The organism is Rhodoplanes sp. Z2-YC6860 (genome assembly GCF_001579845.1).
In the GTDB taxonomy this organism is placed as follows: Bacteria; Pseudomonadota; Alphaproteobacteria; order Rhizobiales; family Xanthobacteraceae; genus Z2-YC6860.
In genome coordinates, this window is the sequence record NZ_CP007440.1 from 7,568,694 (window position 1) to 7,581,878 (window position 13,185).

The window sequence follows — 13,185 nt, forward strand, 5'->3', positions numbered from 1 at the left end:
GTTGCAGGGGACCCAAGTTCGCTCCGGGTCTGTCGCCGGCCGCGCTGTGATGTCCGCTTCCGGTCCGAAGCGGACTCCCGTAAGTTCTCCCCACGAGCGTCTCTCGTTCGCGCGCTCGAAAGAAAAAAATCCAGGGAGAGCCCATGAAATTGGTGATTGGCGCGGCGTTCGCCGCGTTGGCCTGTCTGTCCTTCGCGGGGCACGACGCCCACGCCCAAAGCTGGCCGAGCCGCCCGATCAAAGTCATCGTGCCGACCGGAGCAGGCGCCGCGACCGACGTGATGGCGCGCCTGATGGCCGACAGTGTCCAGCACGGGCTGGGCCAGCCGGTCGTGGTCGAAAACCAGGCCGGCGCCTCGGGACTCATCGCTCACCAGAACGCGGCACGCTCGGCACCCGACGGCTACACGTTTCTGTTCACGAACACCTCGGGGCTTGCAACCAATCCGGTGAGCTTCCAATCACTCCCATACAATCCGGCGCGCGACTTCACCCCTGTGGCCATGATCGTCGACTTCGGCCCGCAGATCCTTTCGGTGAACGCCGAGGTGCCGGTGAAGTCGCTGCCCGAACTGATCGCCTATGCCAAGGCCAATCCGGGCAAGCTGTCCTACGCGGTCGACGTGACGGCCGGTGCGGCGCCGATCATCGCGCGGCTGTTCAACAAGCGCGCGGCACTGGGCCTGGTCGAGGTGCCCTATCGCTCGGCCTCGCAAATGGTCCAGGACGTCGCCTCAGGCGTGGTTCCGGTGCTGATGAGTTCCATGGCGGCGTCGAACGGCATGGTGCAGGCCGGCAAGATCCGGCGGCTGGCGATCAGTTCATCGCAGCGCTTTCCGCCGCTGCCGGAGCTTCCGGCCATCAACGAGACCGTGCCGGGTGTCACAATGGACGGCTGGTTCGTGCTGGTGGGACCCGCTGGCCTGCCAGCCGATATCGTTCAACGGATGAATCGCGAAGTCGGCGAGTTCCTCAAAGGCGATGCCATCAAACAACGTCTCGCGGGTTTCGGCCTTGCCACGAGCGGCGCCGGCACACCTCAGTCGACCGGCGAGTTCATCGCCCGGGAGCAGGAAAAGTGGCGAGCGCTGGCTCAGGAGCTGAACATCGAGCCGCAGTGATCCGTCTCGCCGGACCGCAGCGCCGCCATTTCGAGACGCTCGAAATATCGACCGCCAGCTGACGCTCAGCCAGGAGTCCCCGGCTGAAGGCTAGATGCCGCGATCGCACGCTCGGGCCACTGACCGAGATGGAGGAGATCACGGCCACAAGATAGAGCGGCGCCCAGACGCACGCGATCACGCCGAAGCCAACGTTCGTGCCGTCACATGCTTCATGTTTTGGGACGTTTTGCATTCCCAAATCCCTTGAAGCCGGCGAACCCGGTCGTCGCGTGGCTTACCCCTGAGCGACGGCTCGCGCCCGCATCGGTTTGAGCACAACGAGCGCCATGACCGCAGCGATGATATTGAGCGCCGCTGCAATGATGAACACGGCAGTCCAGTTTCCCGTCGCGGACGTGAGCACGTTTCCGAACGGCACCAGCAGTGCCGCCGTTCCCTTCGCGGTGTAGAGCATCCCGTAGTTGGCCGTCGCGTATTTGCGGCCAAACAGGTCGGTGCAGGTGGCCGGGAACAGCGAGTAGATCTCGCCCCAGGCGAAGAACACGAGGCCCGACAGGATCACGAACATGAACGGATCATGCGCATACATGAGCAGCGCGTAGATTCCGATTCCTTCGAGCAGGAACGCGATGAACATCGTGTTCTCGCGCCCGATATTGTCGGAGATCCAGCCAAACAACGGCCGCGTGACGCCGTTGAGCACGCGATCGATCGACAACGCGAACTGCAGCGCTGGCAAGGTCAAGCCGAGGATCGAGACCGGGATGCCGTCGACCTTGAAGTCCTTGGCGATCGGCGCGAGCTGCGCCGTCGCCATGAGCCCGCCGGTGCCGACCATGACGAACATCACGTACATCACCCAGAACGGCACGCTCTTGAGCACCTCGGCCGGCCCATGGTCACGGCGGGTTTGCTGGATCGCGCCGGTATCCTGGGCCGGACCGGCGGGAGGTGCGCGAAGGAACAGTGCGACGATGGCGACGACAATTCCCTGGCCCAGGCCGAACCAGAGGAAGGCGGACTGGTAGCCGCTCGACGCGATCATGTTGGCGATCGGAACGACGGTCAGTGCAGAGCCTGCGCCAAATCCCGCAGCCGTCAGACCGGCCGCGAGGCCGCGGCGATCCGGAAACCACTTCAGGGCGTTGCCGACCGCCGCGCCGTAGATGATACCGGCGCCGACGCCGCCGATGGCGGCGCCGAGATAAAGCAGCATCAGCGTGTCGGCCACCGAATTGATCACCCAGGCGACGGCGATCAAGATGCCGGACACGCAAACCATGAATTTCGGGCCGTAACGGTCGATCAGCCAGCCTTCGATCGGCACCAGCCAGGTTTCGGTGACGACGAAGATCGTGAACGCGACCTGGATCGCTGCGCGACCCCAGTGGTATTTCTGATCGATCGGATTGACGAACAGCGTCCATCCGTATTGCAGGTTGGCGATCATCACCATGCAGATGATGCCAAGCGTCAATTGAACCCAACGCGTGTTCTTTGAAGCAACGGCGGACGTGGCGTCAGACTGCAGCACAAACGACATCACAGACTCCCCGAATCGCGCAGATCGTTGGCTGCGCGTTTTGTCGTATCTGGCTTACCCAGGCGGCCAGTTACGGCAGAGGAAGACGGATAAAGAACCGCTTGTCATCAGAAAAAAGCTGCTGCGTTGCAAAATTTCGAACACGAGAAAGTGTGCGTCGCAACAGACCTTCATCGCGTACCGCGATGACCGGCTTGCCTCGCGAGAATGCGACGCGAATGGTTGCCCGTCATCCAAAAGTATGAGGGCAACTTTTGGCCGTTCGCGGAGCGGCCGACCCATCCGCGAATAGCAATCAGCAAAGCCGGAGCGAAAGGTCCGTTTCGATGAGGCTGAAATCGGCCGCTAGAACTCTTGCCACTCCTGCTCGGCCTTCAGGGCCGTGGCGACACTGGCTTGCATGCGCCCGACCGGGCCGTGTGCGGCTTTACCTGATCGATGGACCAGCGAACCGCCGTTGCGGTTCGGCGTCAGTGCGGACCGCGCCGCGACAGCGGCTGGCATCTCCGCCGGAGCGGCACTGTCGAGCTTGAAGGTCCCGACACGGTCGCTCATGGCGGCGGCCTGGTGCTCCAGCGTCTTCGCGGTGGCGGCGTTCTCCTCGACCAGCGCCGAGTTCTGCTGCGTCACCTGATCCATCTGCGACAGCGCCTTGTTGACCTGATCGATGCCGTCGGACTGCTCCGAGCTGGCCTGCGCGATCTCCGAGACGATGGTGGAGAGATTCTTGATCGAGGCGACGATCTCGCCGAGCGACTGACCGGCCCGATTGACCAGATCCACGCCCTCCTGAACCTGGCTGCCGGAGTTCAGGATCAGATCCTTGATGTCTTTCGCCGCCTGCGCGGAGCGCTGCGCAAGACTGCGCACCTCGGACGCCACCACCGCGAAGCCGCGGCCGGCATCGCCGGCACGCGCCGCCTCGACGGCGGCATTGAGCGCCAACAGATTGGTCTGCCGCGCGATCTCGTCGATGACGCCGATGATATCGGCGATCTTACGCGACGATGCTTCGATCCGAGACATCGCCTCGACCGCCTGGGCGACAACCGCGCCGCTGCGGCTTGCCACCGCGCTGGTGTCCACCGCAACATGATTGGCCTGCAGCGCGTTTTCGGCGTTCTTTTTCACTGCGGCCGAAATCTGCTCCATCGAAGCCGATGTCTCTTCGAGGCTCGCGGCCTGTTCCTCCGTGCGCTGCGACAGGTCCGAGGTCGCGGTCGCGATCTCGCCCGAAGCGCTGGCCACTTCGTTCGAAGCGGCGCTGATCACCGCTATGGTTTCGGACAGCCGCGCGGCCGTCGTGTTGGCGTTATCCTTCAGGTTGGCGAAGGCGCCCTGATATTCGGCGGCGATGCGCGCCCGCAGATCGCCCTGCGCGAGCGCGCCGAGCATCGTCTCGACGTCCTCGAACACCCGGCCGACATTGGCGCACATCTCGTTCAGCTGCTCGGCGAGGCTGCGGATCACGCCCTCCTTGCCGTCCAGCGACACCCGCTTGGAGAAATCGCCCGTGACGGCGGCCTGCACGATGCCGCCGACCGCGGCCTCGAGCTCGCTCATGACCCGTGCCGTCACGGCGTCACGCTCGGCCTGGGCCTTGCGATCGAGCTCGGTCCTGGCCTCGGCCTCGAGCCGCGCCTTCTCGGCGGACTTGACCTTGAAGGTTTCGACTGCGCCCGCGATGTCGCCGATCTCGTCCTTGCGGCCCAGCCCCGGCAGCACCACGTCGAAGTTGCCGTCGGCAAGCTCGCGCATGCCCACGGTCAGCGCACGAATCGGCCGCGCGATCCAGGCGCTGACGACGAGCGAGGCGAGACAGCCGATGATGGTCGCGATCACGGCGATGGCGAGAAGGAGCTTCTGCTGCTGCTCGACCCAGGCGTTGGCGCGCGCCAGCTTGTTGTCGCGGGTCTCGGTGCTGATCTCGGTGATGTCGTCGGTGAGCTGGACCAGCGCGGTGAAGCTTCGCTGCGCGTTGGTCATGAACATCATCGAAGCCGCGGCCTCGCCGTCCGACATCTCGATGACGGTCTTGGCCTGCTTCAGATAATTGGCGACGAGCGGCGCCATCTTGACGACGAGCGCGTCGATCTTTTCCTCCGGCCCGGCCGTGGCCTTGAGCGCGTCGAGCTTCTCGGTGATACCCGAGAGCGCGACGGCGGTCTCCTTGCCCAGCGCTTCGATCTTCTTGGCGTCGGACTCGTTGGCAGCCGTCGCAGACAGCCGATAGAGGAAGGTGTTGGCCTTCCAGATCGCGGTCTCGAACGCGTTGGCAAGCTCCGCCTGCTGGGCCACGCCGGTGGTCACCTCATCGACCACCGCCTGATTGGCCTTCTGGATGTGCAGCGCGTAGAGCCCGAGGCTGAGCAGCGCCAGCGCGAGGAACGCCGGCGCGATCAGGATCTTCCAGCGAATCCGCAGATTGGAGAGCCACCTGAGCATCATGACCGGCCTTCCGAAATCGGGTGAAACGCGCAGACCGGTCGCTAGGCCGGACAACCTTTCGGCATGTCAGAGCTTGTAGACGCCGGCGCACACCGCGGTTTCAGCCAACCGCTCGCAGTACATTTGTTTCGGCTCGACCTTTTTCGAAACCGGATTGGCGAACTTGTAGTCCTGCCAGAACGTCGGTTGCGCCTTCGCCATCTCGACGCGCTCCTTGACGAAGAACTTGCCATCGACGTCCTGCGCGTCGAGCATGTCCTTGCCGATCAGCTTGCCGTTGGCGCCGTGCGCCAGCACCTTGCCGTCGAGGCCGTAGACCACGACGTAGAGATCGTGATTCACGAACTGGCCCGACTTGTTGTTGAACTCCGCATAGGCCTTGTCGGCGCCTTGATCCTTGATGAAGCCGACGGCCTTTTTCACCATCGCCATCGCCTCGTCCTTGGTTGCGAACTCTCCGGCAACCGCGACGTTGGCGAACGTGGCAAGCACGGCGACGGCGAAACATTGCGCGACTTTCATGGGGCCTCCCATTTGCATTCCTACGATTGCTTACGGATTCGTCGGTCGAGGAGAGCGCAAGGCATTGGCGGCTTGCGGACAACCGGCGGCAGCGGAGCTGCGCCGGGAGCGACCGGTCATTGCATCGTCATGATCGGCGGGGCTGGTTAACAGACGGTAAAATCCCCATCGGGATACCGGGAATCGGCGATTTGTCGCGGCGGCAACGGCGGCAACAGATCGGCAACCATAGCGGCAGGTGCCGCCCATGATTCACCGGCCCTTGAAGCGCACCCCTTAAGCACCGTTTCCGCGGGGGCGTTCGATGTCTGACGTCATTCTGTCGGCCGGGGTGAGGTCGACACTTCTTTCGCTGCAGGGCACGGCAGCGCTCACCAGCGCGATCCAGGCCCGGCTTGCGACCGGCAAGCGCGTCAACTCGGCGATGGACAACCCGCGCAGCTACTTCACCTCGCTGTCGCTGGACGCCCGCGCCTCAGACCTCAGCGCGCTCCTCGACAACATCACCCAGGCGCAGCAGACGGTGAGAACCGTCACGAACGGCATCACCGCGCTGACGAAGATCGTGCAGACCGCGAAATCGATCGTCCAGCAGGCCCGTATCGCCCCGCTGCCGCAGACCACCTACAACCCGATCGTGGTGACTGGCAGCGCCAGCATCGCCGGCGAAGCCCAAGGCATCGTCACAGGCACGGTCGACACCTCCGGCGGATTCACCGCCAACGTCGAGGGACTGCAAATTCAGGTCGGCGGCACGACCTACACGGTGCACAACCCATCGTCGCCGACGCCGCAAGGCATCAACACGATCATCTCCGAGATCAACAACACGGCGGGCCTGGGCTCGCACGGCGCCGTCACCGCCTCCCTCGACGGCACCGGCAAGTTCCTGCAGCTCACCGCCAACAGCACCGACACGAGCTTCCAGGTGCTCACGTCGTCGGCGGCAACTGCGCTCGGTATCGCGGGCGCTACCGGAACGTCGACCAATCTTCTGCAGGCCGTTTCGGGTTTGTCGGGCACCTCCCTCTCCGAGCAGGCCAACGGAGGCGGCACCACCACCGTGCACTTCGGCACCGGCGCGGGCCAGGTGTCCACGCTCGCCGAACTCCAGTCCGCACTTTCGAGCTCCGGGATCTTGGCATCGAACAGCGGCGGCGCGCTTGCGCTGACGGTCGCAGGCTCGTCCGGCACCGGCAATTCGCTGGTCACCGGCGGCTCCGCGCTTGCGGCCTTCGGCATGACGCCGGTCAACCAATACGGCCAGGTCAACTCGACCTCGCCGGACGCAACCCGCGCGGCGTTGCAGAGCCAGTACAACATCCTGCTGCAACAGATCGACTCGCTCGCGGGCGATTCGTCATATCACGGCAACAATCTTCTGAAGGGCGACAATCTCACCACGATCTTCAACGAAAATGGCAACAGCACGCTGACCATTTCGGGCAGCACGCTCGACTCGGCGGGCCTCGGGCTCGCAGCTCTGGCCGGCGACGATTTCCAGTCGAACTCCGCGATCGATATCATCAGTGAGAAACTCGACGCCGCGATGGCCACGCTGCGGAGCGAAGCCCAGCGCTTCGGCGCAGGGCTCACGACCTTGCAGACCCGCCACGACTTCACCACCGCCATGGTGCAGACACTGCAGACCGGCGCCGACGACCTTGTGCTCGCCGACACCAACCAGAACAGCGCGAGCCTGCTGGCGCTGCAGACCCGGCAGGCTCTGTCGATGACCGCGCTGTCACTGTCATCGCAAGGCGCGCAAGCGGTGCTGCGGCTGTTTCAATAAGAGGCGCCTTGACAGATTGCCGGCCTCGCGGTCGATGGCCTCCGGAGGAGCGCCGCGATGACCATCACCATCACCGCCTTTGAACGATCACCCGATGGCGGCCGGGGCCTGGCGCGTGACACGCGCGTTCGCTGGGCGCTCGAGGAAGTGGGCCAGCCCTACGAGGTTCGCCTCGTGTCGTTCCGCGCGATGAAGGAGCCCGCGCATCTGGCGCTTCATCCGTTCGGGCAGATTCCGACCTACGAGGAAGGCGATCTTGCCCTGTTCGAGACAGGAGCGATCGTCTTCCATATCGCCGAGCGCCATGCGGGCTTGCTGCCGGACGATGCCGGTGCCCGGGCGCGGGCGATCGCTTGGATGTTCGCTGCGGTCAACACCGTGGAGCCGCCGATCCTTGAGCTCGCAACAGCCAGGATCTTTGAGAGCGATAAGCCTTGGAACAAGGAGCGCCTGCCTCTCGTGATGGATCGCGTTCGCGACCGGCTGAAGCAACTTTCCGTCCGCCTGGGCGATGCCGACTGGCTCGACGGTGCGTTCAGCGCAGGCGACCTGATGATGGTGTCGGTGCTGCTCAGGCTGAGATCGTCGGGCCTTCTGGACGAATATCCGAACCTGGCGGCCTATCTCGCTCGCGGCGAGGCGCGGCCGGCCTACCAACGGGCTTTCGCCGCGCAACTGGCGGTCAACACCGGCAAGCCATCCTGATCGTCAAATCATCCTGGCGTTGCGCCGGACGGTCTGCGGCGGCTGACCGACCGTGCGCAGAAACGCGCGGCGCATCCGCTCCCGATCGGCGAAGCCGGTTTCGTCTGCGATCACATCCATGGAGTGACGGCCGTCCTCCATCATCAACCGCGCGGCCTCGACGCGTAGATGTTCGACCGCCTTGGCTGGCGTCTGGCCGGTCTCGGCATAGAAGGCGCGGCTGAAATGGCGCGGGCTCAGGCTTGCGACATCGGCGAGTTCGACCACCGAGAGACTGCTCCGCAAATTGGTCCTGGCGTAGTTGAGCGCCTTCTGGATGCGGTCCGACTTCGGCGCAAGCTCGAGCAGCGCCGAGAACTGCGACTGCCCGCCCGCCCTGCGATGACAGACCACGAGCTTGCGCGCCACCGAACGCGCTATCTCGACACCATGATCCTGCTCGACCAGAGCGAGCGCGAGATCGATGCTCGCCGTCATGCCGGCCGAGGTCCAGACCGGACCTTCGGCGATGACGATGCGGTCTTCCTCGACCCTCACGTCGGGAAAACGCGCCTGCAGATCGCGCGCGTGCATCCAATGGGTGGTGGCTTTGCGGCCGTCGAGCAGACCGGCCTCCGCCAGAACGAAAGCGCCGATGCAATGCGCCGCGATCCGCTGCGAGGTCTGCGAAGCCTCGCGGACAAACGCCAGCATCCCGGGCGTCGCCGGCTCCACGGCGGTGCCGGCACCGATCAACACGGTGTCGAACACCCGCTCGCCAAACGGCGCGGTCTCGACACCAAATCCAGCCGTCGAGCGAACGAGCCCGCCGGTCTCCGACAGCAACGTCACGTCATAGGCGATGTCGGCCAGCACGCGATTGGCGACCTCGAACACCGTGATCGCGGCAAACCCCATCACCTGGAAATTTGGAAACACCACAAAGGCGATCCGGTGCATCGCCGTCCTCGTCCCTCAGCGTGGCTGCAAGCGCCGCACGGCTACGCAGCGCGCGAAAGCTTCACGCCGAGATTCTTCTCGATGTAGATTTCGATGAAGCCGGGCAGCAGCCCTGCCCGCACCATTGCCTTGAACGGCTCCTCGTAGCGCGGATCGTTCTTCGGCGTGAGCAGCACGATGCTCCAGATGTTCAGCGGCTCGTCTTCGCTGCCGCCAGCCGCATGCTCGACGTGGAAGACCGGTTGCAACGTGCCCGTCGCAAGCTCTTCGCCGTTCTCGCCGGGCATCCGCTCGCGGCCCAGAAAAAACACGCCCTGCTCGGCGTGGCTCACATAGGTGTCCTCGAGCACGCGGTCAGCGCCTGGCGCAATCCAGCCCTTCTGCTTTGAGGCGCGGCAGAAACGGAAGGAGCCGTCCGAAAGCTCCTGCCGGCCGTAGGAGCGCGCCTCCGATACCACATAGGGAATGTAGAAGTGCGGATCCCAGGCCTTGCGCGCCTCCATGTCCCAGATTTCGCTGCGCGTGACCTTGCGGGCCGGGTCCATGCGGTAGCGGTCGCGCAGCACCTGATTGACGTTGACCGGCGGCAGTTCGAAACGGGTGTAGGCCGGATTGGCCCAGGCCTCGCGATAAGCGCTGCGGGCGGCTGCAAACGACGTGAGGAACGGCGGGGAAGCGTCCATCGGTCACCTTATGGCGGCAATCGTCTCAAGACAATATATCTTAACGTTCATACAAATCAATGGCCATGAGCGGCTATCAAAAGGGCATTCCATAGAACCCGTCGACGGCGGGCCGACGGCCAATCGCCACGGTGCGGAAGCCGATCCTCCATGATCGCTCCGGCCGTGAACCATTCAAGGTGCTTCCGCGTTCTTGGCTCACATCACTCTTTGCAGGAGCATCACATGAAAGCAGCGCTGGTTATCACCGCGGTCGCGTTGAGCGTCGTCTCGATCCAATCGGCCGACGCCAAAGGCTGTATCAAGGGCGCGGTCGTGGGCGGTGTCGCAGGGCACTATGCCGGACATCACGGCGTGCTGGGCGCAGCAGCGGGCTGCGTGGTCGGACGCCATGAGGCCAACAAGCGGGAGCGTCATCAGGAGCGGTCAACGACCGGGCAATCGGTCCAGTCCAGATAAACTCGTCGTCGGGGAATTCGCCCGGCAGTCGGTCTACTGCTGATGGGAGTCCGGCACGGGCTTCGCAGCAGCCTTTCGGCGGAGCCTGGCTGACTTCATGCGGTGAATGGCCTTCACGAACAAGGACGGCTGCGATGCGGGCCGGCAGCCAAGATCGCCCCACACTTGCCCGGGCGGACACTTAGCTTGGGCGATTCCGCTGCTCGCTCCGACGAAACACAGGCTGAGCAGGACAGCGATCCAAATCGCTCTTGGTCTCATGGGGTCACCTTCCCGGCGCGGGTAAGTCTGACGGGATTTTAGCGCATGAGATGAAGCGGCGAAGCGCAAATCGCCTGCCATGCATAACCCTCTGCAGCTTTGGTTCATGCCCCATCAAGCAGCCGGGTGGATTTCAATCGCCGACGCTGCGGCTTATCGTTTCGCCACCATGCCAAAGCGCAGCGCAGGCCTTCTTCTGTTTCGCCGCAAAGGCCCGGACCTGGAGCTCCTCCTTGTTCATCCGGGCGGCCCGTTCTGGGCAAAGAAGGACGACGGCGCCTGGTCGATCCCCAAAGGGCTCTATGAGGAGACGGAGGATCCCTTCGCCGCCGCACGGCGCGAATTCGAGGAGGAGACCGGCTGCCCGCCGCCGATAGAGGCCTTCGCGCTCGGCGACTTCAAGCAGCCCGGCGGCAAGGTCATCACGGCCTTTGCCACCGAAGGCGGTTTCGATCTGGCGCACTTTCACAGCAATCTCTTTGCGATGGAATGGCCGCCGAAGTCCGGAAAGCAGGCCGAATTTCCGGAGGCCGATCGAGCGGGATGGTTCACGCCGGCGGACGCAATTCGCAAAGTGACCAAGGGTCAGGTGCCGATCGTACAGACGTTGCTGCGACAGCTCGAACGCTCACCCAGGGAGGGGACCGTATGATGCGTTTGGTCATTGCTGTGATGGCGCTGTTGTGTTCGCTGTCTTTCGCCACAGCGCAGACGGCGCCATCGAGCGCAGGACCGGTGCCGGCGGCCGCGATCGAGGACCTGGTGCTGGCCAATCGCATCCTCAGCGACCGCGGCGTGCTCGACGCCTATGGCCACATCAGCATCCGCCATCCGTCGAACCCGAACCGTTATCTGATGGCGCGCGCCATCGCGCCGGGCCTCGTCACGCTCGACGACATCATGGAATTCGATCTCGGTTCCAACCCGGTCGACCGCCGCGGCCGCGCGTTGTTCGTCGAGCGCTTCATCCATGGCGAAATCTACAAGGCGCGGCCGGACGTCATGAGCGTGATCCACACCCATTCCACCGGCGTGATCCCGTTCAGCGTCACCCAGAAAGAGCTGAGGCCGATCTTCCACAACGCCTCGTTCCTGCACGTCGGCGTGCCGGTCTGGGAGAGCCGCGACGGCTTCGGCGCGACCAAGATGCTGGTCAACGACAGCAAGCTCGGCGCGTCTCTCGCGGCGGTGCTCGGCGACAAGCCGGTGGCGCTGATGCGCGGCCACGGCGACGTGGTGGTCGGGCCGAACGTACGGGTCGCAACCTTGCGCGCGGTCTACACCCACGAGAACGCAAAGATGCTCGCCATCGCGCTGTCGCTCGGCGGGCCGGTCAACTACGTCTCGCCCGCCGAAGGAGCGCTCCGCGACAAGGACCCGAGCGACCCGACGCGCACCTGGGAACTGTGGAAGGCGAACGCGATGAAGAAGGAGCGCTGAGCACGGCAGTGCCGGCGCTCACCGCTTCTCGATCGGCGCTAGCCCCATCCGGATCACCACCGGCGCCGCATCCTGCGAGTCGAGAAAGCGAATCAACGCTCGTGCGGCGTCGGCCTCCTTCGCCGCGGTGGTCAGCGCCGCCGCAAACGAGAAGCCCGGCTGCAGTTCGGCCGGAATCGCGCCGACAACGGTCACGCCGGAGGTATGGATCAGCTCGCTGACCTGCTGGAAGCCGATTTCCGCCTCGCCGCGGGCCACCACGGCTGCGACCGGCTCGCCCGACGGCGGACCGCGCACCTTGCGGCTCTTGCCCGCGACCTGATCCGCTATGCCGAGCTTGGCGTACATCACGTTGCCGATGTACGTGCCGCTGCCGCTGTCCGAGTAGGCGATCGACTTGGCGTCGAGCAGCGTCTTGCGGAACGCATCGACATTGCCGATGTCGGGCTTCGCCGCACCCTCTTTCACCACCATGCCGATCAGCGAGCGGGCGAGTTCGGTCTTGCTGTCGCCGCGCACCAGACCACGCTTCGCGAGCTCGTCCGCGGAGCTGCTGTCGAGGATCACGATGTCGGCAACCTCGCCGCGCGACAGCCTGTTCGGAATGGCCTCGGGCGAGTCGCCGATCGACGGTCCGCGCGTGGTGACGAGACGATGTCCACTGGCCTTCTCAAAGGCGGGACCAAGCTCGACATAGACCTGATGATAGGCTGCCGAGATCATCACATGGATATCGGCCGCCGATGCGGCCCGCGCGAACAGCAGAAGGACGGCGACGCAAAGGGCGAAAAAGCCGCGTAAAATTGGCCTTGGATTCATGGCGCTCCTCCAGCAGGGCTTTTTCCGGCATCGTAGCCCAGCGGCGGCCCGCCGCGGAAGGGCGAGACGTGAAAGCCATGCCGAGCTCGGTTTACAGGCTGTTCGAGGAAGCGATGCGCTCGCGAAAGCAGATCGTCTGTGTGTATCGCGGCCGCACGCGTGAGATCTGTCCGGTTATTCTCGGTCACACGGACGGGCACGAGGTTGCCTTGACCTATCAATTTGGCGGGCAAAGCAATTCCCGCTTGCCACCGGGCGGCGAGTGGCGATGTCTTTCGCTGTCGGACGTGAGCGAAGCGCGACTTCGCGATGGCCCCTGGCTGGTCGGCTCCCGGCATGCTCAGCAGCAACGCTGCGTCCAGGAGGTCGATCTCGACGTCAATCCGGACAGCCCGTATCGTCCAAAACGTTCTCTCAACCGGCGTTGAACCGACAAAAGAAAGCAAACAC

The 13,185-nt window shown here is 64.3% G+C and carries 13 protein-coding genes; 7 read left to right on the forward strand and 6 right to left on the reverse strand.

The genetic code is table 11. The features are described 5' to 3' along the window. Positions 1-143: 143 nt before the first annotated feature. Positions 144-1,121 (forward strand): Bug family tripartite tricarboxylate transporter substrate binding protein, encoded by a 978-nt coding sequence (locus RHPLAN_RS35155; RefSeq protein WP_068028782.1) that lies wholly within the window; start codon positions 144-146, stop codon positions 1,119-1,121. Positions 1,122-1,398: 277 nt separating this feature from the next. On the opposite strand, the gene oxlT is transcribed toward RHPLAN_RS35155, so the two are convergent. From oxlT to RHPLAN_RS35170, 3 genes are all read right to left on the reverse strand, one after another. After that, positions 1,399-2,667, reverse strand: a complete 1,269-nt coding sequence (oxlT, locus tag RHPLAN_RS35160) for an oxalate/formate MFS antiporter (RefSeq protein ID WP_068028785.1) — start codon at positions 2,665-2,667, stop codon at positions 1,399-1,401. A gap of 345 nt (positions 2,668-3,012) precedes the next feature. Next, positions 3,013-5,115: a methyl-accepting chemotaxis protein gene (locus tag RHPLAN_RS35165; RefSeq protein WP_068028789.1), complete on the reverse strand. Its 2,103-nt coding sequence runs from the start codon at positions 5,113-5,115 to the stop codon at positions 3,013-3,015. Between the two features lie 66 nt (positions 5,116-5,181). Next, positions 5,182-5,637: a cache domain-containing protein gene (locus RHPLAN_RS35170; RefSeq protein ID WP_068028793.1), complete on the reverse strand. Its 456-nt coding sequence runs from the start codon at positions 5,635-5,637 to the stop codon at positions 5,182-5,184. 304 nt (positions 5,638-5,941) lie between these two features. On the opposite strand from RHPLAN_RS35170, the gene RHPLAN_RS35175 reads away from it, so the two are divergent. After that, entirely contained in the window at positions 5,942-7,429 is a 1,488-nt protein-coding gene (locus RHPLAN_RS35175; protein WP_068028796.1) for a flagellin N-terminal helical domain-containing protein, read from the forward strand. 57 nt (positions 7,430-7,486) lie between these two features. After that, a complete protein-coding gene (locus RHPLAN_RS35180; protein WP_068028797.1) occupies positions 7,487-8,134 on the forward strand; it encodes a glutathione S-transferase family protein in 648 nt (215 codons plus the stop codon). Positions 8,135-8,137: 3 nt separating this feature from the next. On the opposite strand, the gene RHPLAN_RS35185 is transcribed toward RHPLAN_RS35180, so the two are convergent. Together RHPLAN_RS35185 and RHPLAN_RS35190 are read right to left on the reverse strand one after the other, a co-directional pair. Then, positions 8,138-9,073 (reverse strand): GlxA family transcriptional regulator, encoded by a 936-nt coding sequence (locus RHPLAN_RS35185; protein ID WP_068028801.1) that lies wholly within the window; start codon positions 9,071-9,073, stop codon positions 8,138-8,140. A 41-nt stretch (positions 9,074-9,114) separates the two neighbouring features. Next, positions 9,115-9,756, reverse strand: coding sequence for a hypothetical protein (locus tag RHPLAN_RS35190; protein WP_068028803.1), 642 nt, complete (start codon positions 9,754-9,756; stop codon positions 9,115-9,117). Positions 9,757-9,981: 225 nt separating this feature from the next. On the opposite strand from RHPLAN_RS35190, the gene RHPLAN_RS35195 reads away from it, so the two are divergent. The 3 genes from RHPLAN_RS35195 (at position 9,982) to RHPLAN_RS35205 (ending at position 11,916) form a co-directional block, all read left to right on the forward strand. After that, complete coding sequence (locus RHPLAN_RS35195) at positions 9,982-10,215, forward strand: hypothetical protein (protein ID WP_068028806.1); 234 nt, start codon at positions 9,982-9,984, stop codon at positions 10,213-10,215. Positions 10,216-10,645: 430 nt separating this feature from the next. Further along, entirely contained in the window at positions 10,646-11,128 is a 483-nt protein-coding gene (locus RHPLAN_RS35200) for an NUDIX hydrolase (RefSeq protein WP_068032330.1), read from the forward strand. Further along, positions 11,125-11,916, forward strand: a complete 792-nt coding sequence (locus RHPLAN_RS35205) for a class II aldolase/adducin family protein (RefSeq protein WP_084246206.1) — start codon at positions 11,125-11,127, stop codon at positions 11,914-11,916. The genes RHPLAN_RS35200 and RHPLAN_RS35205 overlap by 4 nt, the downstream gene beginning before the upstream one ends. 18 nt (positions 11,917-11,934) lie before the next feature. Here the strand turns inward: RHPLAN_RS35205 and RHPLAN_RS35210 are convergent, their stop codons facing one another. Further along, positions 11,935-12,735 (reverse strand): substrate-binding domain-containing protein, encoded by an 801-nt coding sequence (locus RHPLAN_RS35210; RefSeq protein ID WP_068028812.1) that lies wholly within the window; start codon positions 12,733-12,735, stop codon positions 11,935-11,937. A gap of 77 nt (positions 12,736-12,812) precedes the next feature. Here RHPLAN_RS35210 and RHPLAN_RS35215 point away from each other — a divergent pair, with 77 nt between their 5' ends. Then, entirely contained in the window at positions 12,813-13,163 is a 351-nt protein-coding gene (locus RHPLAN_RS35215) for a hypothetical protein (RefSeq protein WP_068028815.1), read from the forward strand. Positions 13,164-13,185 lie beyond the last annotated feature (22 nt).